The organism is Alysiella sp., assembly GCF_030525755.1.
Lineage (GTDB): Bacteria > Pseudomonadota > Gammaproteobacteria > Burkholderiales > Neisseriaceae > Simonsiella.
This window is the reverse complement of the sequence record NZ_JAUNEC010000006.1, coordinates 19,665-45,959: the sequence shown is the minus strand read 5'-3', so window position 1 is coordinate 45,959 and position 26,295 is coordinate 19,665. Positions and strand designations below refer to the sequence as shown.

Below are 26,295 nucleotides of genomic sequence, written 5' to 3'. Positions count from 1 at the left end.
CTAGGATAAAGATGAAAACATTACCATTAAAATAGGTGATAAAAGATTGACCACAAAACCAAAACTGATTGCTAATGGTACAACTGCCAAACCACCTGAACTTTGGATAATGGGTAAAGTAAAGTCCAGACTGGTTGCACCGCCTATGCCTACGGCTGATGCGGGTGAGTGGCGCATCAAAGCAGGAATGAATGCCAAAGCAAAGAATTCTCTTAATAAATCATTGAGTAAAGCTACGCTGCCCCAAGTTGCGCCATAAGCCTGTGTCATCACAATGCCTGAAAGTGAGTACCAGCCATAGCCTGAAGCCAAAGCCAAACCTTGATGCCATGAAATGGGTTCAAAACATAAAGCAAACAGCAAACCTGCCGCGGCACAAGACAGCATAAATATAATACTAACTTGCAAACCGCGTTTATTCAGCAACACTTGGCGCAAAGGAATGCCATTGCTGCGTAATTGTATGCCCACTATGCCAATCAACAACATCAATGCATAAGTTCCCGTTTTTTCAGGTGGTAAAGCATTTTCAGGCAGCATTAAACCAAAAATTAAGCCCAAAGCCACCATTGACAACTGTTTCAGGCTGCCTGAAATGCTGATTTTCTTACTGTTTTTGTTGGTTTTTATATTGAAAGTGGCAGGAAAAAAACGGTCAAACAGTTGCAGAGCGACAAGATTGCACAATATCAGTAGGCCAAATAAAATCGCCACATATAAGGCAATATCATTGATTTGCGACAATAAATTATCTACTTTTGCCAAGCCCATACCGATAAAAGCCAAAATGATGTACACCAAAATGTTCAACAATTTGTCCAAAATAGGCAAAAATGTTTTGGGTAAATGAATGGCAAAACCGATGAACATGGGTGTGAGAACCATGATTAAAGTGCTGATATTTTCCATATAGGGTATTGATTAATGGTGTGATTATGCCGTAAAACATGGATTATAGCGTGAAATTGACCAAGCTGCCTGAAAAGCAAAAGTGTTTTCAGGCAGCCTTTTTTACCATTTTCCATTAAAATGGTTATCTGAAACGCATCGCTGTTTACAATGATGAAAACTTGAAATAGGAAAATAACCACTTGTTTTAAAATAAATCTTTTTTATATGTGGGTACTTGCTCCATCGTTTTCAGGCAGCATCAGATAAAAAAATAAGAATGTGTACTGCTTATTTTCATGGCATTTTCAATTTCCATATTATTTTATTTGTGAAAATTTAAATGATAGAAATCAAAAATCTAACCCTACAACGCGGCACCAAAGTTTTGCTCAATCAAGCCACCGCCACGATTAACCCACGCCAACGTGTTGGTTTGATTGGAAAAAATGGCACAGGCAAATCCAGTTTGTTTGCCCTGATTAAAGGCGAAATTGCCGCCGATTCAGGCGAAATCGGCTTGCCCAAAACATGGAAACTGGCTGCCGTAGCCCAAGAAACGCCTGCTTTGGACATTTCCGCGCTGGATTATGTGTTGCAAGGCGACACCGAATTGCAGCATTTTCAGGCAGCCTTAAAACAAGCCGAGCGCGACAACAACGGCAACCAAATTGCCGAAATCCACGCCAAATTGGACGAAATCGATGCCTATTCCGCACCAGCGCGTGCCGCCAAATTATTGAGCGGACTGGGTTTTTCACAAGAAGAACACGCCAAAGCCGTCAAAGCCTTTTCAGGTGGTTGGCGCATGCGTTTGAATTTGGCGCAGGCGTTGATGTGCCGTGCCGATTTGTTGCTGCTGGACGAACCCACCAACCATTTGGATTTGGAAACCGTGTTGTGGCTGGAAACCCATTTGGCAAATTTGCCCTGTACGCAAATCATCATCTCGCACGACCGCGATTTTCTCAATGCGACCACCACACATACCCTTGAATTGTCAGCACAAAAATTGCACAGCTATGGCGGCAACTACGATTTTTATTTGAAAGAACGCGCCCAAAGATTAGCCAATCAACAAGCCGCCTACACCAAACAACAGGCGCACATCAAGCATTTGCAATCGTTTATTGACCGATTCAAAGCCAAAGCCACCAAAGCCACCCAAGCCCAATCGCGCATTAAAGCATTGAATAAATTGGAATTGATTGCACCTGCGCATTTGGACAGCGAATTTCATTTTGAATTTGCCACGCCCGAGCATTTGCCCAATCCGCTTTTGAAATTGGAACAGGTGGATTTGGGTTATGGCAATGAAATCATTTTGAAAAACATCAATTTATCATTGGAAAATGGGGCGCGATACGGTTTGCTGGGCGTGAACGGTTCGGGCAAATCCACCTTCATCAAAGCCCTTGCAGGCAGCCTGAACGCGCAAAACGGGCAAATTATCCAATCCAATCAACTGAATATCGGCTATTTTGCCCAGCACCAACTGGACACCCTGCGCGATGACCAAAGCCCCATTTGGCACATTCAAAAATTGTCGCCAGAGGCAAAAGAGCAGGACATTCGCAACTTTTTGGGCGGATTTCATTTTGTGGGCGACATGGCAACGCAGCCGATTGAACCGTTTTCAGGTGGTGAAAAAGCGCGTTTGGCGTTGGCGATGTTGGTGTGGCAAAAGCCCAATTTGCTGCTGCTTGACGAACCCACCAACCATTTGGATTTGGACATGCGCCACGCGCTGACCATGGCTTTGCAAGGGTTTCAAGGCGCGATGATTTTGGTGTCGCACGACCGCAGCCTGATTGAAGCCACCACCGACCAGTTTTTGCTGATTGATTCAGGCAGCCTGAAAACCTTTGATGGCGATTTGAACGATTACCGCGCATGGCGTTTGGCGCAAGAAAACGCGCTTGCCGCGCCAGCCCAATCCACCCAATCGCAAAACCGCAAAGACGTGAAACGCTTGGAAGCCCAAATCCGCCAAGAAAAAGCCAAACGCTGTAAACCAATCCAGCAAAAAATTGACCAAGCCGAAAAAGAAATGGCACGCTTGCAACAAAAACAGGCAGCCTGCGATGAATTTTTGTCGCAAGAAAGTGCCTATTTGCCCGAAAACAAAAGCCAACTGCAAGAAAAATTGGCGCAAGCGGCAGAAGTTAAAGTAAAATTGGCGCAATTGGAAGAAGAATGGTTGGCGGCACAAGAAGCATTGGAAAATGTTGAAAATGAGGTCATACAATTATTTGAGGCTGCCTGAAACCATCTCAATATTATTATAAGGAAACAAAATGAATTATCGTGCTTTAATGGTGTGTGCTGTGTTTGGGGCGATTGCGCCGTATGCCATTGCGGAAGTGTACAGTTGTGGACAGGGTTGTTATACCTCCAACCCTAAACATGGCAGCGGAAAAGCCGATTTGGGCAAAAAAATTGGCAGTTATACGGCAGCTCAATCCAGTCATTCAAGTAATAGTAACACAGCAGCTGCTGTGGCACGTCCATCAACAACTGTGGCACGCAGTAGTGTTAGTGGTGCTGTGTCTGCGCGTGCTGTTCCTGTGGCATCGGCATCAGTTGCACCACGTTTGGATACAACGCGTGCCAGCGGTCGCCGCACGATTTTAGAACAAGAGTTGAGCAATGAGCGCACGGCTTTGGCAAATGCACAAAAAGCTTTGGCAGAGGGTAGGGCAGTTGATGGGCAACTTGATGCGGGTCATCAAAACCGCATTCGCCAACTGGAAAGTGCGGTTTTGGACAGACAACAAAATATTCAGGCTTTACAACGTGAGTTGGGACGAATGTGATTGAGAACCTGTATTCATCTGTCAATTTGATGAATACAGGTTTTGAATAAGAGAGGCTGCCTGAAAGGGATTCTGGTAGCTTGAATGATGATATGATGAAGTCAAAATATTGAAATTTAATGGTAATTTTATTTTTTGGTGTGGGTCTGTATCTGTCTTAATCATTGGGTAAGGAGGAAAAGAAGATGAAAAAAATTGAAGCCATCATTAAACCCTTTAAATTGGACGATGTGCGTGAGGCATTAACCGAAATGGGTATCACGGGCATGACGGTCAGTGAAGTAAAGGGTTTTGGTCGCCAAAAAGGGCATACTGAAATTTATCGCGGCGCAGAATATGCGGTTGATTTTTTGCCCAAAGTGAAAATTGAATTGGTGCTGACCGATGATTTGGTTGAACGTGCGGTTGAAACCATTATTGAAACGGCACGTTCTGGAAAAATTGGCGATGGCAAAATTTTTATTTTGCCTGTTGAAGAAGTTATCCGCATTCGCACAGGGGAAACGGCAGATGCTGCGGTTTAATTTAACGTGAGTTTGGCGTAAGTGAGTTGAACATACCAAGAAAATAAATGACTTGTGTGAGTTGGGTATGTGCCCTGACCTAATGATATAATTTTATTTAAAACAAATGGTTGTTTTTTCTTATCCTAAGTTCGCGTTAATCTTATTTGTGGTCAGATATAAAAGGCTGCCTGAAAACAATGGTCTTTCAGGCAGCCTTAAACCTTTGAAAAAAGACGGATATAAAATCTGCTTTTACGTTCGTTTAACAATAGGTTTTATAAAGGTTTCGACTTTTTATGATTGAGTACCAATTATGAGCTGTGTAAACGGTAAACTTGTGATAACGCGTGTACCACATGATTGTCGTGGGCATCAGCTTTATTGAGTGCACGCGTGGGAGAATGCAGCAATTTATTGGTTAGTTGCACCGAAAGACGTTCCAAAACTTCTTCGGGGGGGGTGCCTTTGGCAAGTTGGCGCATAGCATTGTTCAGAACGTGTAAACGAGCACGTTCGCCTTCATCACGCAAGGCACAAATCAAAGGCACACGTTGGCGTGCGCGTTGCCATTCTATAAATTCACTTACTTTTTGTTGTACCAATGTTTCAGCAGCTTCTGCGGCATGACGGCGTGCTTCTTTACCTTCTGCGACCACATGGGCAATATCGTCTACCGTAAACAGTTTAACCCCTGTGATTTGCGCTACTTGGGCTTCAATATCGCGTGGTACGGCCAAATCCAACATGAAAATGGTTTTGCTTATCGTATTTTTTTCGGTAGCACGCGCCATCATTTGATGTGTAATCACGGCATCGGTTGATGCGGTGCAAGATACGATGATGTCGTAACGATGCACAATTTCAGGCAGCCTGTTTAATGGTGCGGCTTGGGCATTACCATTTAGTTTGCTGCATAAATGGGTAGCACGACTTAAAGTGCGGTTGGCAACTGTGATGAGTGCAGGCATTTTAGCAGCAAAATAAGTTGCCACGCCTTCGTTCATTTCACCTGCACCTACAAACAGCACATTTAAATTTTTCAGGCAGCCAAAAGTGTCTTCCGCCATGCGTACCGCTGCCGATGCCATAGAAACCACATTATCGCCTACACCTGTGTTACTGCGGATTTCTTTTGCGGCAGAAAAAGTACGTTGAAACAAGGCATTGAGCCATGTTCCAATGGCATTTTCTTGACGTGCTACTTCTACGGCGGCTTTCATTTGTCCCAGAATTTGGGTTTCGCCCAAAACCATGCTGTCTAAACCACAAGCAACTCGAAAGGCGTGGCGTATGGTTTCGCTACAACCCAGTATGTACAAATAAGGACGAATTTCGGCTTCACTGATGTTTTGATGGTTTGCCAACCAAGCGATGATGTGTTCGGCATCGCCTACGCAATACAGTTCAGTTCGGTTGCATGTTGAAAGTATCACAGCTTCGCTTGCAGCATGAGAACTTAAATCGCGTACAGCTTGCGCTAAATTTTCAGCAGTAAATGCCAATTTTTCACGAATGCTCAATGGCGCAGTTTGGTGATTGAGACCGATTACGGTAAGTTTCATGGTAGTGGTTTATTGTTTTTGTGTGAATGGGCAAATTATACCGAAATTTGTGGGCAATTTGAAAGATAAATAAATAAAATTTGATTTAATGCAATAGGTTATCGTTTTTATGTGTGTTTGTATATTGCCTGAAACATACTGAAATTGTTTGTATTTTTGATAAGATTGGGTCGTATAGTGTGATTAGATAATCGCAATTGGCTATCAAAAATAGGTATCAGCATCAATGAAAACAAGGCTGTCTGAAAACCATTTGGGCTTTCAGGCAGCCTTATTTGAATGTTTGTATTAAACCAATTCCGCTTTATTGATGACAACGGGTTCAATAGGCACGTCATCATGATAACCATGACGTTTGGTAGCGACTTTTTCAATTTCATCAACGACTTCTTGACCTTCTACCACTTTACCGAATACGGCATAGCCCCATTCTTGTACCACTTCACGACCGTGTAATTCTTTGGCTCGGTAGTTCAAAAAATCATTGTTTTGTGTATTGATGAAAAATTGTGCGCTGGCAGAATGAGGTTGTGAAGTACGCGCCATGGCAATGGTGTACTTGTCGTTTTTCAAGCCATTGTGTGCTTCGTTTTCAATGCTCTCGCGAGTGGCTTTCTCATTCATGTCGCTGTCCATGCCCCCGCCTTGAATCATGAAGCCTTTGATAACACGATGAAAAATTACTCCATCATAAAAACCGTCTTTCACATATTGTTCAAAATTGGCAGCCGTAATGGGGGCTTTTTCATGGTTCAATTCAATGCCGATAACACCGAAATTGGTATGTAATTTAATCATTTGGTTTTTCCTTATATTGTTGCGGTTAAGAAAATTAAGGCTGCCTGAAAAAATTTCAAGTGATTAAGGCTATTTCAGGAAGCTTTAAGACTGAAACTAAAAATGTTCATTTTAGGCACAATGTTTTCAGGCAGCAAGCCCAATTTTGATGCAAAAATTAAGGAAAAAGCACCATTTTTGTGAAAATGCAGTTCAATTGGTTGTCTGAAAAATCATTGCTTGCCCTTATGCGTCAAAATTGTTATGATGCACACCGCATTAAGAGTTGGGTATTCCATGCCAACCTGCTTGGTTGCAAAACAAGTAAGGTGGACGGCGTAAGCCGATGTGGTTCGGTTCTTTGATGAGACCAAACAATCCAAACCCGCTTTGAATGCGGGCTTTTTTTTGCCTAAATTTCGCTTTCAGGCAGCCTGAAAGCCAGTTTATGATTGAATTGATTTGAATGAAAGCAATGATATGAGCGAATATTTATTCACATCGGAATCCGTATCCGAAGGACACCCCGACAAAGTTGCCGACCAAATTTCCGATGCCATTTTGGACGCGATTTTCGCCCAAGACCCCAAAGCGCGTGTGGCTGCCGAAACCTTGGTTGCCACTGATTTGTGTGTGTTGGCAGGCGAAATCACCACCAGCGCAAAAGTGGATTACGAAAAAATCGCGCGCGAAACCGTGCGTCAAATCGGCTACAACGACCCCAGCTTGGGCTTTGCCGCCGACACCTTCAAATTGGTGCTGAACTACGGACAACAATCGCCCGACATCGCCCAAGGCGTGAACGAAGGCGAAGGCTTGGATTTGAACCAAGGTGCAGGCGACCAAGGCTTGATGTTTGGCTACGCTTGCGATGAAACGCCCACACTCATGCCCTTTGCCATTTATTACAGCCACCGCCTGATGCAACGCCAAAGCGAAGTCCGCAAAAGCGGCTTGTTGCCATGGTTGCGCCCCGATGCCAAAGCCCAACTGACCGTTGCCTACGACAGCGAAACAGGTCGCGTCAAACGCATTGACACGGTTGTATTGTCCACCCAACACGATGAGAGCATTGCCTACGATGATTTGGTGGCGGCGGTTAAAGAACACATCATCTTCCCCGTGTTGCCAGCCGATTTAATCACGCCCGAAACCAAATATTTCATCAACCCAACAGGCACATTTGTCATCGGTGGCCCTCATGGCGATTGCGGCTTAACTGGTCGCAAAATCATTGTGGATACCTACGGTGGCGCAGCCCCACACGGTGGCGGCGCATTTTCAGGCAAAGACCCCAGCAAAGTAGACCGTTCTGCCGCCTACGCAGGTCGCTATGTGGCGAAAAACATTGTTGCAGCAGGTTTGGCGAGCCAATGCCAAATCCAAATTTCCTACGCGATTGGCATTGCCGAACCCACTTCCATCGCCATTGACACCTTTGGCACAGGCAAATTGAACGAACAAGAATTGATTGCTTTGGTGCGTGAACATTTTGATTTGCGCCCCAAAGGCATCATTCAAATGTTGGATTTATTGCGCCCCATTTACCGCAAATCTGCCGCCTACGGACATTTCGGTCGCGAAGAACCCGAGTTCACTTGGGAAAAAACCGACAAAGCGGAAATTTTGCGCAAAGCCGCGAATTTGTGATTTTGCTGTGATTTGATGTTTTCAGGCAGCCTGAGTGGATTTTCGGGCTGCCTGAAAACACATTTTAATGATAAAACCATATTCTTCCTAAATCCCAATCCATACACGATTGGCTGACCTACAAACAACCACATAATTTTTGTTGCGATTTTTCATTTCTGTGCTTTCTTTTTGCTACAATGCTGTCTGAAAATCACAAAATCCCTGAAAATCAGATGATTTCAGGGATTTGTTTTGAGAATTTGGTGGAGGCGGGGGGAATTGAACCCCCGTCCGAAAGTCCTCTACAAAGTGTTCTACATACTTAGTCTTATCTACTTATTGTCTCATTCCCATTCCGCCGACAGACAGGCTGTTTGGAAACCAGTTACCTACAATCTCATTTCCTGCCAAGTAACCCGACAGAAAACCAGTCAATGTAAATGACGTTGCAGTGGGTTGCCCCACACAGCCCATTGACCAACTGCTGCAACGGCTGGCATTAAGCTGCCAAAGCGTAAGTTTCGTCGTTTGCGACTATTTTCGTACAGTGTTTTACGCGTAACTGAAAACGCGGTATGCCCACATTTGCTTTGCAACCCCCGTCGAAACCAAGGTCGCCCCCAAATGAGAAAGGCGATTGTACACAGTTTCAGGTTATCTGAAAAGGCTTTATAATGCCGTTCGTCCTACTTTTTTGGAATAATCAACTATGTATGATGTGAATACCCATGATGTGCGCCGTTTTTTTGCTCATGTTTGGCGGCTGCGTTTTGCGCCTGTGCAATTGGACGCTTTACAACAAAAAGCGTTGCGGATTTTGCAAGCACATCAGGAATATGCACCGATTTTGGATAATATTGAGAATTATTTGGACTATGAATGGACACCTGAGAAAGGGCAAACCAATCCTTTTTTGCATCTTTCTATGCATCTATCCATTCAGGAACAAGTGGCGATTGACCAGCCATTTGGTATTCGTGAAATTCATGAGAAATTGTGTGCCCAATATGGTGATTGGGTTCAAGCAGAACACGAAATGATGGAGGCTTTGGCGGAAACTTTGTGGGAGGCACAGCGTTTTGGACGCGGTTTGGACGTGAACAATTACATCACTAAATTGCGAAAATTGGTACATTTGGGACAAGAAGATGAAGCGCGTATCAATCCACATGAAGTGGGATTATCGGATAAAATCAGTTTAAGAGATTGATTTTAATTTTAAAAAATTCTTTATTTTCAGGCAGCCTAAATGATTGAGGCTGCCTGAAAAATCAATGTACTTGTATTTGACCAAACATGAGTGTCAATTTGTCTTGATAAAAACTGTTGTCATTGCGTTCGTCAAATTCGGCGGCGACTTTTTGTGCTTCATGGATGGCTTCATCGTTAAATGGGGCAACACAAATCAGGTAATCCAAATAATACAATCGGTTATTGGGAGCAAGTGTCAAAATCGCATCGTTGAAATCGTTCAGCAAATCTTTAGCTTTGTCGTGGTCGCCTACTTTGTGTGTCAGGTAAATCAGGGACGGCAATAAATGTAGGTTTTCTTCAATATTATTGGTAATTAAATCAATGGCTTCGTTAAGTAAATCTTGGGCAGCTTCGGTTTGTTGGGTACGAATCAGACTGTCAATGACAAATTCATAAGTGATGTGTGGCACTTCGCCACAGCTCATTTCGCCCGATAAAATGGGCTTTGCCAATTCAATCACACGCATATAATCGCCAATAAAATGATGGTATTCCACCAAACTATTGCGTTCGCACGCATCGCAATCATTGCCCCAATCGGCTTCGGTGTTTTGCCATGTCTCAAAATGTTGTTGCACGGCTTGAACATTGCCCATTTTGATGTTTTGGTGCATCAAAGCTTTGGCAAGTGCAGCTTGACCATATTCAAAATGTTCATAGAAATGTGTAACCAATTCATTGGCTTGTGTGATTTCGTCTTGACTTATGTTGATGTCATAGGGTAGGCGAGCGATGAGCCATTTGAATTTCCACAAAATATCAATCAATTTTTCTAAATATTCGTCTTCTTCAGGACTGTTGTCGGTGGTGTCGGCATAGCATTGGCGATAATGCCGTGCCAACCAACTGGCACAGTGCATTTGAAAACCCGCTGAAAAGGTGTAAGCACAATTTTCATCGCCAATCACGAAATTGGCTACATCAATTGCGGTGGCGTTGTCTTCATTTTCCATCGCTTCGTTAAACAGTTTGATGGCAAGTTTTTGGCGTTCGTGAGGTGTGTCAAGAGCGTACAACACCGCGGCTGAAAATTGGGATTGGGGCATATTGTGGTTTCCTTTCATTTGAGATAATCAAGTTGCCTAAAACGGTTTCAAGCTACTCAAATGGCGTGTGTGGGTAAAATGGGATTTCAGGCAGCCTGTTTTGTGTCGTCAATCCATTTAAAACAAAAACAGTACAAGTTGCACACCCTAATGTTGGATTTGGTAGAAATCAAGGTTTTCCTGTGCGTGGCGAAATCGTCAAAATTTCGCAGCCTGTTTCTGTAACCAGCACTTCATGTTCCCATTGTGCCGACAGGCTGCGGTCTTTGGTAACAACCGTCCAACCATCGTTCAAAATGCGTAAATGGCGTTTGCCTTGGTTAATCATCGGCTCAATCGTGAAAATCATGCCTGCTTGCAACACCATGCCTTGACCGCGTTTGCCATAATGCAAAATTTGCGGTTCGCAATGAAAATCGCGCCCAATGCCGTGTCCACAAAATTCTTGTACCACCGAATAACCTGCATTTTCAGCCACTTGCTGACATGCGAAGCCAATGTCGCCCAAAGTTGCCCCTGCTCTAACCGCGCCTATGCCAGCCATCATCGCGTCATGGGTTACGTCAATCAAGCGTTGCGCTTGTGGCGAAACTTTGCCCACGGTAAACATGCGGCTGGAATCGCCGTGAAAACCGTCTTTTTTAATCGTCAAATCAATATTGAGAATATCACCTTCTTTCAAAGGTTTATCGTCTGGAATGCCGTGGCAAATCACATGATTGACCGATGTGCAACACGATTTGGGATAGGGCGGATTGCCATAATTCAAGGGCGCAGGATAGCCACCTTGCACATTCACATGGTAATCGTAAACCAGCTTGTCAATTTCATTGGTGGTGATACCTGGTTTGATGAAATCTCCAATGTAATCAAGTGCATCGGCAACCAAGCGACCAAGTTCACGCATTTTTTCTTGTTCTTCGGGGGTGGTAATGGGGACTGCCATGTCGATGTCTTTCAAAATTTAAAACACGTTATTTTACCGCATTGTATGCTGCCTGAAAAACAGCATTTAGCGTTTGTGTGAAAATAAAGTTTGACCAAAAATGTGCAACAATAAACCACTCATCACGCCTAAAATGCCTAAAATGTGCCACATGCCCAAGCGTTCGCTCAAAATCACATAACCCACCAACAAAGCAATCACAGGCACCAGAAACGCAAATGGTGTAACCTTACCCGCAGGATAACGCGACAGCAACGCGCCCCAACCCGTATAACCCACCAAATTGGACACATAAGCCAAAAATAACACGCCAGCCCAAGCTTTCCAACTGCTTTGCGTGATGAAATTGCCAATCTCATCAATTGGATACATTGCCAAGGATACCAGCGAAAACGCCACCAATGCCGACACGCTGCCCCACACCACCAAAGATAAGGGATTGACTTTACCGATTTTTTTCACAATGATGTTGCCGCAAGCCCATGATGCGGCTGCGCCCACCACAGGCAATAGGGCGTGTAGCGGCAAATTGCCTTGATATTGCCCTAATCCGATTAAAATCAAGCCGATAAAGGTGGTTATCATGCCGATAAATTGGTGCAGCAACACAGGTTCGCGCCACAAAATTGCTGCCAAAATCACGGTGAAAAACACCTGTATTTGTAGTACCAATGCCGCCAAACCTGTCGGAAAGCCCCAATGTAGTGCGGTAAACATCAGCGCAAATTGCCCAAAACTAATCGTTAAGCCGTATAAAATCAGCCATTTCCACGCCACATCGGGCTTTTTCAAAAAGAAAATGGCGGGGAAAACCACGCACACAAAACGCAAAGCACCCAAAATCATGGGTGGCATTTCGTTTAAAGACAAACGCATAAACAAAAAATTCACGCCCCAAATCGCAATCACAAGGGCAATGAGCAAACGGTCTTTGATTTCCATTTTGGGTTTTCTCCTGTTTTCAGGCAGCCTGAAACATTTTTTTCACAATCAACAATAACGGCAAATTCGCCCAAACAGTTGCCAGTAAAGGCAGGATAAAACCCACTTGTGCGGCTGCCCACAAACTGCTGTCCAAAGCAATCAAGCCGTAAACCAGCCACAACAGCAGCAAATTCAAAACATACGCCGCCATTTGCCACGTTCGTGTAAACAGCGACATAAACAGTGTAAAAACAAATCCTTGCAATGTCCATGCCAGCAAATGTGCGTCTTCACTGCCCGATGAAATGGGGTAGAGCAACCTGCCGTCTGTGGCACGGTCAAATGGCAAAGCGGCTGGATATTGTTGCAAAATCCAGCCGAAAATCACATTCACAAATGCAAATAATAAGATGATTTTTTTCATTTGATTTTGGGAATTGTCTTTTCAGGCTGCCTGAAATACCTTAAATACAATCTGTATCCCACCGCCCACAATATCATCGTTAAAATCAAACCATAAAACCAAGCAGCCATTTGATTCATCAAACCACCGTATTGCACATCAATCGGTACAATTTCTTGATTTTCAATGCGATAGTGGTAAATATAAGGGTCAGCAGGGCTATCGGCATAACTGATTAAGCGATAAGTTTGTGAGGGTGTGATGTCAAAATAATATTTGTAATTAAACCAACCATTTCCATCATCAGGTACAGGTGTGTGGCACAACACATCTTTACCTTTTTTGTAATCTTGCAAACTTTGCGATTGGATTTTGCCATCAACCAACACACAGAATCGGAAAAATTCAGTTTGGGTAACGGGGCGACTTTTGAGTGGCATTTGCCATTCGCTTATTGTCGCCATACCCCACCAAATCAGGATAAATAAAATCAATTTAATGATTTCAAACAATATTTTCTTTATTAAAATCATGTATTTTTCCTTTCAGGCTGCCTGAAACATCATTTTTCCTGTAAATCGTCCAATTCGGGATGAAAACGGTAAATTTCTTCCAAAATCGTCATTTGCGTTTCGCCAATCAAAACGCCAATGTTTCGGTGTAATTGGGCGCGTAATTCGGGTGGCAACGCATTAAATTTGGGTAAAAGCAATATTGAAGACAAATGTTCTATGGATTTTAAAGCGTGGGTTTTCATTTCAATGGCAAAATTTTTATCCATGATTTATCCATTTTAAACAATGCGTTACTGATATGGTACAACAAATTGTACCCCACATTTTACCGTCCGCTAGGACTTTCAGGCTGCCTGAAACACCTAGCGGTGGGCAAAACAATCACTCCCCCATTGCCGCCAACAATTCCGCCTGATGTTCGGCAATCAGCGCGGACGTGATTTCTTCCATATCACCGTCCATCACAAAATCCAGCTTGTGCAAAGTCAAATTGATGCGGTGGTCGGTAACGCGCCCTTGTGGGTAATTGTAGGTGCGAATGCGCTCGCTGCGGTCGCCACTGCCAATCAGGGATTTGCGTTCTGCCGCTTCTTTGGCTTGGGCTTCGCGTTTTTGCATGTCGTTCAAACGGGCGGCTAACACTTTCATGGCTTGGGCTTTGTTGGCGTGTTGGCTGCGTCCGTCTTGGCATTCCACCACCATGCCTGTGGGCAAGTGGGTAATGCGGACGGCTGAATCCGTTTTGTTGATGTGCTGACCGCCTGCACCACTGGCGCGGAAAGTGTCTATGCGTAAATCATTGGCGTTTAATTGGATTTCTTCCAATTCGTCTGCTTCGGGCATCACGGCAACGGTGCAAGCCGATGTGTGAATGCGCCCTTGGCTTTCCGTTGCGGGTACGCGTTGAACGCGGTGTCCGCCGCTTTCAAATTTCAATTTGCCATACGCGCCCACGCCTGCCAAGCGCACGATGACTTCTTTGTAGCCGCCCAAATCGCTTTCGCTGGCGGAGACGATTTCGGTTTGCCAACGATGGCGTTCGGCATAGCGCACATACATACGCAATAAATCGCCTGCAAACAAAGCCGCTTCATCGCCGCCTGTGCCTGCGCGAATTTCAATGAAAATGTTTTTGTCATCGTCTGCGTCTTTGGGGAGCAGCAATTTTTGTAATTCAAAATCAAGGGTTTCAATTTTGTCTTTGGCTGCTTGAATTTCTTCGGCGGCAAAATCTTTCATATCGGGGTCGGACAACATCTCTTGCGCGTCCGCCAAATCGCTTTGTGCCAAACGGTATGCCTGATAGGTCTCCACAATGGGCGTGAGTTCCGAATGTTCTTGGTTGAGTTTGCGGTAATTTTCCATATCAGACACGGCTTCGGGCGAACCCAAAAGCGCGGTAACTTCTTCTAATCGTTCGGATAAAATCTGTAATTTATTGAGAATACTGGGTTTCATGGTTTACATTCACGTTCAGGCTGCCTGAAAATACAGTGGTTTCAAATACAAATCGTACAGTGTTGCCAATGTTGCTTTATGTACAGGGTGTATGTACATCTCGCATTGTTGCGTTGTCCGTGTTAATCTGAAACAACTGTATTCAAGGCTGCCTGAAACATAAAAAGGTTAAAAACGGCACAAATTATACGCGAAAACACAAATATGCTGCCTGAAAGTGCAGTCATGTCTTTCAGGCAGCATATTTGTGTTTTGAATATTTAAAGATTACACGCCACGCAATAATTCGTTTACGCTGGTTTTGGCACGGGTTTGCGCGTCCACTTTTTTCACAATCACGGCGCAATACAGGCTGTGGCTACCGTCTTGGCTGGGCAGGCTGCCTGAAACCACCACCGAACCTGCTGGCACGCGACCATAATGGATTTCGCCTGTTTCGCGGTCGTAGATTTTGGTGGATTGACCGATGTACACGCCCATAGAAATAACCGAGCCTTCTTCCACAATCACGCCTTCCACGATTTCGCTGCGTGCGCCAATGAAGCAGTTGTCTTCAATGATGGTGGGGCTGGCTTGCAAGGGTTCCAACACGCCACCAATGCCCACGCCACCGCTTAAATGCACGTTTTTGCCGATTTGGGCGCAAGAGCCAACTGTTGCCCAAGTGTCCACCATTGCGCCTTCGTCCACATACGCGCCGATGTTCACATACGATGGCATCAGCACCACGTTTTTGCCCACGAAACTGCCACGACGTGCCACTGCCCCAGGAACGGCACGGAAACCTGCTGCCTGAAAATCGGCTTGCGTCCATTGCGCGAATTTGGTTGGCACTTTGTCAAAGAATTGGTTTACGCCATCGCCCAAAATCACGTTGTCTTGAATGCGGAATGAGAGCAACACGGCTTTTTTTGCCCACTCGTTCACTTTCCATTTGCCCACGCTTTCGCGCTCGGCAACGCGCAGGCTGCCTGAATCCAGTTGGCGCAGGGTTTCCAACACGGCTTCTTTCACTTCGGGCGTTACGGTTGCGGGGGTGATGTTGGCGCGGTCTTCAAACGCGGTTTCAATGATTTGTTGCAATGACATTTTCTATCCTAAATGGGGTTGTAAAGTGTGTTATTGTAACGCAAAACTGATTTTCAGGCTGCCTGAAAGTGTTAGAATATTTCTTTTGTCGTGATTGAGGGAACGCTGTCATGAAACACCTTATCGTGATTTTATCCGTGAGTACATTGGGCGGCTGCCTGTATGCCGATACACCACATGGGCGGTTCGCGACGATTGATTTGCCTGTTCACAGCCAAAGCACCGTTCACAAAACCGTAACCGTGAACGCACCTGCTGGTACAACCGTGATTCTAAACGAAACGCCACCGCCAACCATCATCTACCACGACAATCTGCACCGTGATTGTTATTTTGATAAGCGTATTGGGCAGCGTGTTTGTACACATTAATTTTCAGGCTGCCTGAAAACATATTTTCTAAACCAAAACAACGGAAAATCATCATGAAAATCCAAAAATCTACCCCCACATTGGCAGAAACCAATCGCCGTACCGAAAAATGGTTCAGGCGCGGATTGTGGTTGTTGGCGGTGGTGTTTGCCAGCTTTTTGATTGGTTTGGGCGGCAAAATCGTGGACGATTTGCCCAAAGTGGAACAGTCCCACGAATTGTCGCATTACATTGCCGACAAAGCGCAATATGAACAACTCAACGCGCAAAAATCGCAACTGGAAAAACGCTTGGGCGAACACGAAAATGCTTTGGAACAAGCCCAGCTTGCCCTTGAAAAACAGCGCAACGAAACCCAATCGCAGCGCGAAAAATACATCGCCTCGCTTGCCACGCGCAAAATCAGCGAAGACCGTGAGCAAAACGAAAAAGTCTTTGAACGCACCGCCGAATACGAACAACTGCTCGCCAAAGAACGCGATTTGGAAAAACAAGTGGAGCAAGTTCGCCAACAAAAATTGGACACCGAACAAGCCATTGAGCAAATTTCAGGCAGCCTGAACGATTTGGAACGTGCTGCCGAGCCGCTCAAAGCTGCTGCCGACCGCGCCACCGAGTTGAAAGTGTTTTTGTACCGTTTGGCTTTGACTTTACCGCTTTTATTGGCGGCAGGCTGGTTGTTTAAAAACAAACGGCAATCGCGTTGGTTTCCCTTTGTGTGGGGGTTTATTTTCTTTGCGCTGTTTGCGTTTTTTGTGGAACTGGTGCCGTATTTGCCCAGCTATGGTGGCTATGTGCGCCATTTGGTGGGCATTGCCGTAACCGTGTTGGTAGGCAAATACGCCATCGCCGCCATGTACCGCTATTTGGAGCGCAAACAAGCCGAAGAAGCCCAGCCGATTACCGAACGCGAAACCTTAAACTACGATTTGGCACAAAACCGTTTGGCGAAACAAATTTGCCCCAGTTGCGAACGCCCTTTGGATTTTACCAATGAAAACATGGATTTTTGTCCACATTGCAGCGTACAATTATTCAAAAAATGCGGCAACTGCCAAACACGCAGCAGCGCGTTTAACCGCTATTGCTATGCGTGTGGGCAGAAGCACGAGTGAGTGTCAGGCAGCCTTACACTGAACGTGAATTTGGGATAAGTAACTGTAAATTGACCAACAATCTCGCTCTCTCTCCCTATGGGAGAGAGTTGGAGAGAGGGCGTATTTGTCAATGATTTTTATCCCGAATTCATGTTATATTTACAGCATGCGACAATTTTTGATGTTGCCACGAACCTACTCCCTCCCCCACCAGACAGGGGAGGGAACAGATTGCAGGCAGCCAAACAGTTTTTATCGTGATTATTGTGATTTTACCAAGGAGAATCCATCATGTTCATCAAAAAACACATGGGTATTTTGTGTGCCAGCTTGCTGCTGGCAATGTCCAACGTTCAGGCAGCACCACAACAGGCAGCGTCTGAAACGGTGGTGTCGTCCACTTCATCGCAAGAACAGGTTTTGGACGCTTTGTTCAAAAAAGCGGTGCAGGGCAAAACCACCATTGAATTGGGCAATGAAGCCACATTGAGCCTGCCTGAAAACATGGTTTTTTTGCAAAAAAATGAAGCCAATCAGTTGGCAGAAATGTTTGGCAACTCGGTCAATCCCAAACGCTATGGCATGATTTTCCCCAAAGAACAAGGCGATAAATCCCCCGATTGGTGGTTTGATTTGAGCTACGAAGAATCAGGCTACATCAAAGACGATGACGCAAAAGATTGGAAAGCCGATGAAATGTTGCAAAATCTGAAAGATGGCACAGAAGCACAAAATAAAGTGCGTGCCGAAAAAGGCATTTCAGCGATTATGGTTAAAGATTGGATTGAAAAACCACATTATGACGCGCAAACCCATCGCCTGATTTGGTCGGTGGACGTGCGCGAAAAAAGCGACCCCAATGGCGAAGCCACAGTCAATTACAACACTTATGCTTTGGGCAGAAAGGGTTACATCAATTTAACCTTGATTACAGGCGACAAAACCATCGCGCAAGACAAATTGCTGGCACAAGATTTATTGAGCAAAATTGAGTTTAAAGAAGGTTTGCGCTACACCGATTTCAACCCCACCACCGATAAAGTGGCAGAATACGGTTTGGCGGCTTTGGTGGGCGGTTTGGCTGCGAAAAAATTGGGTTTGTTTGCCATGCTGGGCGTGTTGTTTGCGAAATTCGGCAAACTGCTGGTGTTGGCATTGATTCCGATTTGGGTGGCAATTAAAAAATTGTTTTCACGCAAAAAAGACAATGAAAACCATGATAATGTTGAATGATGGTTTTCAGGCAGCCTTACAGTACACGACAAAAATCTTTCAGGCTGCCTGTAACCTGTCCCCTCCCCCGCAAGCGGGAGAGGGGACAGGTTTGTGGTTATTTCAAAAAATTGTCGTGTGCTGTAAGGCAGCCTGAAAACCCGAAAATCTACAGGAAAACCCAATATGAAACCCAGTCAAATTTTGCAACAACACCGTCAAATGATTACCCAAATCATCAAGGCACATCGCGCCCATAATCCGCGCGTATTTGGCTCGGTGGCGCACGGTACAGACAGCGAACACAGCGATTTGGATATTTTGATTGAACCGCAAAAAGGCATGACTTTGTTTGATTTGGGCGCGATTCGCAGTGAAGTGATTGAATTAACAGGGCTTGATGTGGATATTCATACACCCAACAGTTTGCCACCGCATTTTCGGGAAATGGTTTTGTTGGAGGCGGTGCCATTATGAAAAAATCCCTGCGTTTACAAGATTATATCCAGCATATTTTGCAAGCCATTGAGCGCATTGAGCGTTATTGTGAAGATGAGACAGAATTGTCTTTTCTCAATAATGAATTATTGCAAGACGCGGTTGTGCGAAATTTGGAAATCATTGGTGAAACCAGCAACAATATTTTGAAAAGTTGCCCTGATTTTGTTGAACAAAATCCCGAATTGCCTTTCAAAGCCGCCTATCAAATGCGAAATGCCATTGCACACGGCTATTTTGCCGTTGATTGGGAAATGGTTTGGGCAACCATTCAAGGAAATTTATCTGAATTTTATTGGCAATTAAAAGCAATTGATTTAAGCCAGTAAGTTTTTCAGGCAGCCTGAAATTGAAATAAAACAAGAAACGAATATTTATGAACAACACCCAATACACCCTATTTGCCACCTGCCCACGCGGTTTAGAAACCATTTTGGCGCAAGAATTGGCGCAACAAGGTTGCACCCACATCGCCCCCACAGACGGCGGTGTAGCCTGCAAAGGCAGCCTGAACGAAGTTTACCGCGCCAATTTGCACAGCCGCACCGCCAGCCGCGTGTTGCTGCAACTCACACGCGCCAGCTATCGCAGCGAAGACGACATTTACAAAGCCGCCAAAAATCTCAAATGGCAAGAATGGTTTAAAGTCAATCAAACCTTTCGCGTGAAAGTGGAAGGCAAACGCGCCAAAGTCAAAAGCCTTGATTTTATTGCCCTAAAAATCAAAGATGGCGTATGCGACCGTTTCCGCGACCATTGCGGCGAACGCCCCAGCATAGACAAAAATCGCCCCGATGTCCGCATTCACGCCTTTTTGGACGAGCAAAATGTCGCCATTTTCATCGATACAAGTGGTGAAACCCTGTTCAAACGCGGCTACCGCCAAGACACAGGCGAAGCCCCATTGCGCGAAAATTTGGCGGCAGGTTTGTTGCTGTTGGCAGGCTATGACGGCTCGCAGCCTTTCCAAGACCCGTTTTGCGGTAGCGGCACGATTGCAATTGAAGCAGCTTGGATTGCGCTCAACCGTGCGGCTGGCTTAAACCGCCGTTTTGCATTTGAACAATTTTTGAATTTTGACAAAGCCTTGTGGGTGAAATTGAAAGCCGAAGCCCGCGCCCAAATTCACGATAAACCCAAAAACAAAATCGCTGCCAGCGACAACGACCGTGCCATGACCCGAATCGCCCAAGAAAACGCACGCGCAGCCGAAGTGGATATGTTTATTGATTTCAATACTGTGGACGCGCAAGACACGCGACCCAATGGCGAAAAGGGGATTGTGGTGTCCAATCCGCCCTATGGGGTGCGTTTGGCGGAAGTACAGGCATTGCACGCGCTGTATCCGCAGTTGGGTAGCTGGCTGAAACAGCATTATGCAGGCTGGACTGCCGCTTGGTTGTCGGGCGACATGGAAATGCCCAAACTCATGCGCTTGAAACCCAAACGCAAAATTCCCCTGTTTAACGGCAATTTGGATTGTCGTTTGTTTGTGTTGGACATGGTGGCAGGCAGCAATCGTGAGAAATAAACTAGAATAAATTTAGTGTGGTTGGATTATGTTAATCCATAAAATACAGTTGTTTCAAATACAAATCGTATAGCGTTGTCAATGCCTTTATGTACTGGCACGGCTTCCGTTGTTGCTTTAAATGAATTGGAACGTAGGGGAGGATTTCATATCCGCCCTTTCCCAATTTATTGATAAAAATGAGACTATCTAAAACTGAAAATGGGACAGATATGAAATCTGTCCCTATGCGTGTGGTTATGGTTTGGTTAAAGGGTTTAGGCTGCCTGAAATTGGGATGCAGCTTCTTACATTTTGCTATTGGTTCGGCTAAATGAGATACCCAGTTGTTTGAGTTTACGGTATAAATGGGTTCGTTCTAAACCAACTTTTTGAGCAACGCGACTCATGTTGCCGTTTTCTTGACGAATATGGTGTTCAAAATAGCGACGCTCTACTTGTTCGCGAAGTTCACGCAGGGGCAGGCTGAAATTGAAACCGCCTGTTTGTGTGTCATGTGTCAAGTGTATGGGTTGGTCAAATTGATGCAAAATTTGGATGACGGCAGCATCGCCCACTTCGCCATTGATGGCGTTGAGTGCCAAACTGCTGATGACATTTTTGAATTGTGCCAAATTGCCAGGCCATTCATATTGGCGCAGTTTGACCAAGGCAGCAGGGGTAAAGCGTACGCCAGATAAGCCTTGTGGGTGATGTTCGTCTAAAATGTGGTTAATGAGAAAATCGATGTCTTCGGCTTGTTCGCGTAATGGGGGAATGGTAATGACCAAGCTGGATAATACGTCTAAAACGCGTGTGTCTTGTTCGGATTGAGACAGGAGTTCGTTAAGTGCAAGGCTACTGGTGCAAATGATGCGGGTGTTGTGTCGTTCGGCTTTGCCTATGAGAAAACCAATGCTTTGTAGGACGTTTTTATTGTATTGGGCAATATCGCCAAGATAGAGTATGCCGTTGCTGGCTTTGTTGAGCAATTCGGTTGGCATATCGGCAATGTGTTCGGGGCGACCTGGCATGACCCAAGCTGCGGTTCCGCGTTGGAAAGCGCGTGCCACTGTTTCAAATGGTGAACCTGATTCGCCCAATAATAAAACGGGGCTGGTTTGACGGCGTGCGTATTCAATTTGTTTTCGTAGGTTTTTGACGGCTTCACAGTTGCCTAAACCCTCCAAAGTGAATTCAGTGCTGTTTTGGGATTCGCTGTATTTTAGGGCGCGTTCTACGGTTGCCAACAATTTTTGTAATGGAATGGGTTTTTCCAAAAAATCCAAAGCTCCGATTTTGGTGGCTTCTACGGCGGTATCAATGCTGCCGTGTCCGCTCATCATGACCACAGGCATATTGAGTTGTCCGTTTGTTGCCCACTCTTTGAGCAAAGTAATACCATCACTGTCTGGCATCCAAATGTCGAGCAAGACCATGGCTGGACGAGTTTGATTACGTAAACGACGTGCTTCTTCGGCATTTTCTGCCAAAGCTACAGTATGACCTTCATCTTCTAATGTTTCTTTTAACACTTCTCGGATGCCGATTTCATCGTCCACAATTAAAATGTCGGTGCTTCTCATGGGGCAAAATTTCTTTCTGTATTCAATGATTGATTTTTCTCAATGATTGATTTTTTAATAATTATTGTAGACCCATTCTGTTTTCAGGCAGCCTGAGGCAGTTCAATGCGAATGCATGCACCACCATCAGGTAAGTTGCTTAACGCGATACGACCGCCATGTTCGTCAATGATTTTCTTGACAACAGGTAAACCAAGACCTGTGCCATTAGGTTTGTCGGTCATATATGGCTCAAATGCGTTGTGCAACATCTGTTTGCTGAAACTTTTGCCGTTATTTTGGATATGAATTGCCACGTTACCATCAGAAGTGATTGAGCTGGATACTTCAACTTGTGGTGTTTCCACATCTTCTGCTGCTTCAACCGCATTTTTGAGCAGATTGTGTAATACTTGGCGCATGGCTGTGCTATCAGCTTGAATGAGTAGGGGTATTTTACTCATTTTAACAATGAATTGGCAAGCATGGCTTTCATACAAGAGCAAAACTTCTTCTGCAACTTCATTGAGATTGATTTTTTCCAATTTTAAAGTGGGTGCGCGGGCATAATTGCGGAAAGCTTCTACCATTTCTTTTAAGGCGGCCACTTGTTTGATGATGGTATTGGTGGATTTATTTAAAATTTGCACACTTTGTGTGTCTAATTTATCTTGCAGTTTCCATGCCAAGCGTTCAGCGGAAAGTTGAATGGGGGTAAGCGGATTGCGGATTTCGTGTGCTAAACGTTTTGCTACTTCTCCCCATGCAGCTTCTTTTTGGGCTTGTACCAGAGCGGTGATGTCGTCAAACACCACAACCAATGCGCTGTCGTTTTCTTCAGGCAGCCTGATGGCTTTGCCCAGTAAAATTCGCATTTCGTCTTGTGCGCTGTATGGGTTTTCTGTGGCTTCGGTTTGGTTTTCGGTTGCTAAAAATGTGTTAAATAATTGGGTTAATTCGTGATGTTGTGGCGATTTTTCTGCCCATGTTTCGGGTAGGCTGCCTGAAAGTTCGGCTAGGGGTAAATCCAGAATTTTTTCTGCGCTGCGGTTAAAGGTTTTCAGGCAGCCTGTGTTATCCAGCGTTACCACGCCTGCGCTTAAACTGTCTAACACGCGTTCTAAAAAATGGCGTGCGGCTTCTTGTTCAATGCGGTGTTGTTCGTCTGCCATTTTGGCACGGGCGAGACTGCCGCTCATGTCATTGAATAAGCCTACCAGTTTGCCCAGCTCATCTTTTTGTTCTACTTCAATGCGTTGTCCGAAATCACCATCTGCCACTGCTCGCGCGCCTGATGCCAGTAATAAAATGGGTTCAACAAAACGGCGGGCGAAGTACAGGGCAGCTGCTAATGCCAGCAAAATCGCCAATACTGCGGCAACCAATAGTGTTACCAAGAAAAAAGTTTGTAAACCTTTTTGGGCAAACACAAGTTCGGCGTATTTTGACCATGCGGATTCAATCAGTTGGGCATCGGTGGCAATTTGTTCGGGTACTGGCTGCCTGAAAAACAGGGCGTATTGTTGTCCGTTTTTTTCAGGCAGCATGAGCCAACCTGATGCGTATAAGTGGCGTTGCACCATTTCTACGCCTGTGAAATCATGGTTTTGCTGAATGTTAAGCGATATGCTGTTGTCCCATTCGGGTGGGGGCAGTTTGTTGGGATTGTGTTCGGCAAGCAATGTGGGCGCACGCGTACCATTGAGTTGCCACACAGTCAGTTGTGTGAAAGTGTGGGCTTCGTTGGTGGATAGGGCTGCCTGAATGTTGTGCTTGGATTGTGTGGTGGCGATGATGTGGTTGCTGATGATTTGGGCGTGTTGTTTGCTGTTGGCTACGCTGGCATTGAGTGCGTTTTTACTTAAATTCAGGCTGCGTTCTAGGGCTTGTTTGGTGTCATCGCCAAACCATGATTGAATGCTGTGTGAAATGAATTGTGCCGATACACCCAATAAAAAGAGCGCAGGCAAGACGGCAACCAGCGTGAACATGAGGGATAAGCGGCGTGCGATTTGTGAGCCGAAAACCTGATTTTTTCGGTCGCGTAAAATTAGCCAAATGTAGCGTGTGGTAATGATGAGTAAGACGGTTGCCAAAATGGCGGCTGAACTTGCTAAAAACCAAAAATAGGGGGCAAGTGTGCTGTCGCTGTTGGTGGATTGTGTGAGTAAATAGAGTACGGCGAAAGCGAGTAGGGTACAAATGGTTAAAAATGGGCGCATGAAAAGGTGTGTGGGTTTGTTTGGGTTGTGGGCGTTTCAGGCTGCCTGAAACTCATTTTTTGATTGTTAAATCTTGCCAACCTGAATCCAAATTCCAGTTTTGGGAATTGATGGCGTTGATTTGGAAAGGCTTGGGCAGCTTGGACGTGGTTAAGCTCAAACGGATTTGGGCTTGGACATCGTGTGCTTCGTGGTTGCTTAATGAACCTTCGCTTAATACTGACCAGTTTGCAATTGCGCCAACAGCTTTGAGTGCGGTATTTAAACTGTTGTATTCTGATGAAAATGTGCCTACACTCACGCGATAGCGGTTGGTTAAAGGGTGGAAAGTCAGGCGATAATTGACGGTATTGTTGTTGCTGACCAAGCGGTTGAGTTTGAATTTGTAGGCGGTAAATGTGGGGCGTTCCAGTTGATATGCCAACGTAAAATCCAATGGTACGCCTTGTTTGAGTGCATCGGCCAATTGTTCAGGCAGCTCGGTTTGAAAACGGGTACTGATGGCAAGCTGTCCGTTTTCCATGATGTGTGCTTCACGGCGATGGTGTGTGATGCCTTCGGCTTGGGTAGACAAAGGCAGCAGTAAAATCAGCATGAACAGGCTGCCTGAAAATGCCAGCAGTTTTTTTTCAGGCAGCTTATATGGGGTGCTGATGTGGCATTTAATGCTTTTGAAACAGTGCGTAATAAAATCCATCTTGTTTTTCATTGGGCAAAAGGGTTTTTTCTTCACGCAATACGGCATCGGCGTGGCGTTGTAAAAATTGGCGACTTTGTGCGCTGTTTTCTTCTTCAAACAGCGAACAGGTTGCCAGTAACATGCGTCCTTGTGGTTTTAAGGTTGTCCACAATGTATCTAAAAGGGTGTGTTGTTGGCGTGCGGTTTTGTGGGCATCTGATGGGCGGCGCAACCATTTGATGTCGGGATTGCGTTTGATGGTACCCGATGCGGTGCAGGGAACATCGGCAAGAATGGCATCAAATGGTTCGCCGTTCCACCATTCATTTAGGTTTTCGGCAGGTGCGCAATGTAAGGCTGCCTGAAAACCCAGTCGGTCTAAATTGCTTTGTACGCGATTGAGACGAGTGCGGTTGATGTCTAATGCGGTTAAATGACAGTCTGCCAGTTCCAAAATGTGTCCGCTTTTACCGCCAGGGGCAGCGCAGGCATCTAAAATGCGTTCGCCGTTTTGTGGAGCAAGCAAGTAGGCGGCTTGTTGTGCGCCCCAGTCTTGCACGGAAACCACGCCTTGTTCAAATTGGGGCAATTGGGAAACAGGCAGGGCTTCGTTTAAACGAATGGCGTATTCGTCCAGAATTTTGCCGCTTAATCCTGCTTGTTCCAGTATGTTTAAATAGCGTTCGGCGTTGCTGTGGCGGCGATTGATGCGTAAGGTTAAAGGTGGGTGGTTTTGAAAAGCGGTGGCGATGTTGTGCCAATGTTTGGGATATTGGGTTTGTAGGGTTTTGAGTAACCAAGTGGGCATATTGTAATGCGCGATGTTGTCATATTTACATTGGGCATTGAGTTTGTTTTTTTCACGCAAAAAACGGCGCAAAATGGCATTGGCAAAGGAGCGGTATTGTCCACGACCGATGCGTGCGATGTTGTTTACTGCTTCATTGACGACTGCGTGTGGTGCATTGCGGGTGTGGTTAAGCTGATATAAAGCGGTTAAAAGCAAGTGTTTGAGTTGTGGGTTGTCCAGTGGTTTATTGAGTAATTTGCCCAACATGAAGTTCAGGCTGCCTGAAAAACGTTGACTGCCATAGGCAATGTCTTGCAGCATGCCTTTGTCTTGTGCGCTCAATTCAGGGTGTGCCGCCACAATGCTTGCGATTTCATCAGACAGATTGCGACCGTTTTCTACGGCATATGCCAGTTGCGCGGCGAGTTGTTGAACTTGGGAGAGAGACATATTGGGGCTTTCTGCTGTGGTTTCCAATGGGATTGAAGCTGCCTGAAAATGTTTTGGTGCGTTCAGGCAGCCTGATGCGTGGTGT

Annotated in this window: 26 protein-coding genes and 1 other RNA gene; 11 read left to right on the top strand and 16 right to left on the bottom strand. The window is 45.3% G+C overall.

The features are described from left to right. Nucleotides 1–909, bottom strand: a complete 909-nt coding sequence (locus tag Q4B82_RS02635) for a lysine exporter LysO family protein (protein WP_303064883.1) — start codon at nt 907–909, stop codon at nt 1–3. A gap of 322 nt (nt 910–1,231) precedes the next feature. On the opposite strand from Q4B82_RS02635, the gene Q4B82_RS02630 reads away from it, so the two are divergent. The 3 genes from Q4B82_RS02630 to Q4B82_RS02620 all read left to right on the top strand — a co-directional run bounded on the left by Q4B82_RS02630 (nt 1,232) and on the right by Q4B82_RS02620 (nt 4,228). Then, nucleotides 1,232–3,154 (top strand): ATP-binding cassette domain-containing protein, encoded by a 1,923-nt coding sequence (locus Q4B82_RS02630; protein ID WP_303064882.1) that lies wholly within the window; start codon nt 1,232–1,234, stop codon nt 3,152–3,154. Between the two features lie 31 nt (nt 3,155–3,185). Beyond that, complete coding sequence (locus tag Q4B82_RS02625; protein ID WP_303064881.1) at nt 3,186–3,704, top strand: hypothetical protein; 519 nt, start codon at nt 3,186–3,188, stop codon at nt 3,702–3,704. Nucleotides 3,705–3,889: 185 nt separating this feature from the next. Next, nucleotides 3,890–4,228 carry a P-II family nitrogen regulator gene (locus Q4B82_RS02620; protein ID WP_303064880.1) on the top strand — a complete coding sequence of 113 codons (339 nt, stop codon included), beginning with the start codon at nt 3,890–3,892 and terminating at the stop codon, nt 4,226–4,228. 293 nt (nt 4,229–4,521) lie between these two features. Here Q4B82_RS02620 and hemA read toward each other — a convergent pair whose 3' ends face one another. Together hemA and Q4B82_RS02610 are read right to left on the bottom strand one after the other, a co-directional pair. After that, nucleotides 4,522–5,772: a glutamyl-tRNA reductase gene (hemA, locus tag Q4B82_RS02615; RefSeq protein ID WP_303064879.1), complete on the bottom strand. Its 1,251-nt coding sequence runs from the start codon at nt 5,770–5,772 to the stop codon at nt 4,522–4,524. A gap of 288 nt (nt 5,773–6,060) precedes the next feature. Then, entirely contained in the window at nt 6,061–6,570 is a 510-nt protein-coding gene (locus tag Q4B82_RS02610; protein WP_303064878.1) for a peptidylprolyl isomerase, read from the bottom strand. Nucleotides 6,571–7,029: 459 nt separating this feature from the next. Here Q4B82_RS02610 and metK point away from each other — a divergent pair, with 459 nt between their 5' ends. Beyond that, nucleotides 7,030–8,199 carry a methionine adenosyltransferase gene (gene metK / locus Q4B82_RS02605; RefSeq protein ID WP_303064877.1) on the top strand — a complete coding sequence of 390 codons (1,170 nt, stop codon included), beginning with the start codon at nt 7,030–7,032 and terminating at the stop codon, nt 8,197–8,199. 243 nt (nt 8,200–8,442) lie between these two features. Here metK and ssrA read toward each other — a convergent pair. Continuing rightward, nucleotides 8,443–8,803, bottom strand: a transfer-messenger RNA (tmRNA) gene (gene ssrA / locus Q4B82_RS02600). An 87-nt stretch (nt 8,804–8,890) separates the two neighbouring features. On the opposite strand from ssrA, the gene Q4B82_RS02595 reads away from it, so the two are divergent. Beyond that, a complete protein-coding gene (locus tag Q4B82_RS02595; RefSeq protein ID WP_303064876.1) occupies nt 8,891–9,391 on the top strand; it encodes a DUF1841 family protein in 501 nt (166 codons plus the stop codon). A 61-nt stretch (nt 9,392–9,452) separates the two neighbouring features. Here Q4B82_RS02595 and Q4B82_RS02590 read toward each other — a convergent pair whose 3' ends face one another. From Q4B82_RS02590 to dapD, 8 genes are all read right to left on the bottom strand, one after another. Then, nucleotides 9,453–10,481, bottom strand: coding sequence for a hypothetical protein (locus Q4B82_RS02590; protein WP_303064875.1), 1,029 nt, complete (start codon nt 10,479–10,481; stop codon nt 9,453–9,455). Nucleotides 10,482–10,650: 169 nt separating this feature from the next. Further along, the gene (gene map, locus Q4B82_RS02585) at nt 10,651–11,427 is read right to left on the bottom strand and encodes a type I methionyl aminopeptidase (protein WP_303064873.1); all 777 of its coding nucleotides are present in this window, start codon (nt 11,425–11,427) and stop codon (nt 10,651–10,653) included. Nucleotides 11,428–11,493: 66 nt separating this feature from the next. Beyond that, a complete protein-coding gene (locus Q4B82_RS02580) occupies nt 11,494–12,369 on the bottom strand; it encodes an EamA family transporter (RefSeq protein ID WP_303064872.1) in 876 nt (291 codons plus the stop codon). A 19-nt stretch (nt 12,370–12,388) separates the two neighbouring features. Then, the gene (locus Q4B82_RS02575) at nt 12,389–12,775 is read right to left on the bottom strand and encodes a hypothetical protein (RefSeq protein ID WP_303064871.1); all 387 of its coding nucleotides are present in this window, start codon (nt 12,773–12,775) and stop codon (nt 12,389–12,391) included. Continuing rightward, a complete protein-coding gene (locus tag Q4B82_RS02570; protein ID WP_303064870.1) occupies nt 12,772–13,287 on the bottom strand; it encodes a hypothetical protein in 516 nt (171 codons plus the stop codon). The genes Q4B82_RS02575 and Q4B82_RS02570 overlap by 4 nt, the downstream gene beginning before the upstream one ends. A gap of 29 nt (nt 13,288–13,316) precedes the next feature. After that, nucleotides 13,317–13,535, bottom strand: coding sequence for a hypothetical protein (locus tag Q4B82_RS02565; RefSeq protein WP_303064869.1), 219 nt, complete (start codon nt 13,533–13,535; stop codon nt 13,317–13,319). 115 nt (nt 13,536–13,650) lie between these two features. Beyond that, entirely contained in the window at nt 13,651–14,727 is a 1,077-nt protein-coding gene (gene prfA, locus Q4B82_RS02560) for a peptide chain release factor 1 (protein ID WP_303064868.1), read from the bottom strand. A 267-nt stretch (nt 14,728–14,994) separates the two neighbouring features. Further along, nucleotides 14,995–15,816 (bottom strand): 2,3,4,5-tetrahydropyridine-2,6-dicarboxylate N-succinyltransferase, encoded by an 822-nt coding sequence (gene dapD / locus Q4B82_RS02555; RefSeq protein ID WP_303064867.1) that lies wholly within the window; start codon nt 15,814–15,816, stop codon nt 14,995–14,997. 110 nt (nt 15,817–15,926) lie between these two features. Here dapD and Q4B82_RS02550 point away from each other — a divergent pair, with 110 nt between their 5' ends. From Q4B82_RS02550 to Q4B82_RS02525, 6 genes are all read left to right on the top strand, one after another. Further along, the gene (locus Q4B82_RS02550; protein ID WP_303064866.1) at nt 15,927–16,187 is read left to right on the top strand and encodes a spore coat-associated protein camelysin; all 261 of its coding nucleotides are present in this window, start codon (nt 15,927–15,929) and stop codon (nt 16,185–16,187) included. A 53-nt stretch (nt 16,188–16,240) separates the two neighbouring features. Further along, the gene (locus tag Q4B82_RS02545) at nt 16,241–17,302 is read left to right on the top strand and encodes a zinc ribbon domain-containing protein (protein WP_303064865.1); all 1,062 of its coding nucleotides are present in this window, start codon (nt 16,241–16,243) and stop codon (nt 17,300–17,302) included. A 273-nt stretch (nt 17,303–17,575) separates the two neighbouring features. Beyond that, nucleotides 17,576–18,517, top strand: coding sequence for a DUF2167 domain-containing protein (locus Q4B82_RS02540; RefSeq protein WP_303064864.1), 942 nt, complete (start codon nt 17,576–17,578; stop codon nt 18,515–18,517). 165 nt (nt 18,518–18,682) lie between these two features. Then, nucleotides 18,683–18,973 carry a nucleotidyltransferase family protein gene (locus Q4B82_RS02535; RefSeq protein ID WP_303064863.1) on the top strand — a complete coding sequence of 97 codons (291 nt, stop codon included), beginning with the start codon at nt 18,683–18,685 and terminating at the stop codon, nt 18,971–18,973. Beyond that, nucleotides 18,970–19,323: a DUF86 domain-containing protein gene (locus tag Q4B82_RS02530; RefSeq protein WP_303064862.1), complete on the top strand. Its 354-nt coding sequence runs from the start codon at nt 18,970–18,972 to the stop codon at nt 19,321–19,323. Before Q4B82_RS02535 ends, Q4B82_RS02530 begins: the two co-directional genes overlap by 4 nt. Nucleotides 19,324–19,370: 47 nt before the next feature. Further along, on the top strand, nt 19,371–20,525 hold the full coding sequence (locus Q4B82_RS02525; RefSeq protein WP_303064861.1) for a class I SAM-dependent RNA methyltransferase: 1,155 nt from the start codon (nt 19,371–19,373) through the stop codon (nt 20,523–20,525). Between the two features lie 287 nt (nt 20,526–20,812). On the opposite strand, the gene Q4B82_RS02520 is transcribed toward Q4B82_RS02525, so the two are convergent. From Q4B82_RS02520 to rsmB, 4 genes are all read right to left on the bottom strand, one after another. Next, nucleotides 20,813–22,090 carry a sigma-54 dependent transcriptional regulator gene (locus Q4B82_RS02520; RefSeq protein ID WP_303064860.1) on the bottom strand — a complete coding sequence of 426 codons (1,278 nt, stop codon included), beginning with the start codon at nt 22,088–22,090 and terminating at the stop codon, nt 20,813–20,815. Between the two features lie 83 nt (nt 22,091–22,173). Then, entirely contained in the window at nt 22,174–24,291 is a 2,118-nt protein-coding gene (locus tag Q4B82_RS02515) for a PAS domain-containing sensor histidine kinase (RefSeq protein ID WP_303064859.1), read from the bottom strand. Nucleotides 24,292–24,343: 52 nt separating this feature from the next. After that, complete coding sequence (locus tag Q4B82_RS02510) at nt 24,344–24,988, bottom strand: DUF4390 domain-containing protein (protein ID WP_303064858.1); 645 nt, start codon at nt 24,986–24,988, stop codon at nt 24,344–24,346. Beyond that, nucleotides 24,954–26,210, bottom strand: coding sequence for a 16S rRNA (cytosine(967)-C(5))-methyltransferase RsmB (gene rsmB / locus Q4B82_RS02505; RefSeq protein ID WP_303064857.1), 1,257 nt, complete (start codon nt 26,208–26,210; stop codon nt 24,954–24,956). The genes Q4B82_RS02510 and rsmB overlap by 35 nt, the downstream gene beginning before the upstream one ends. Between the last annotated feature and the right edge of the window lie 85 nt (nt 26,211–26,295).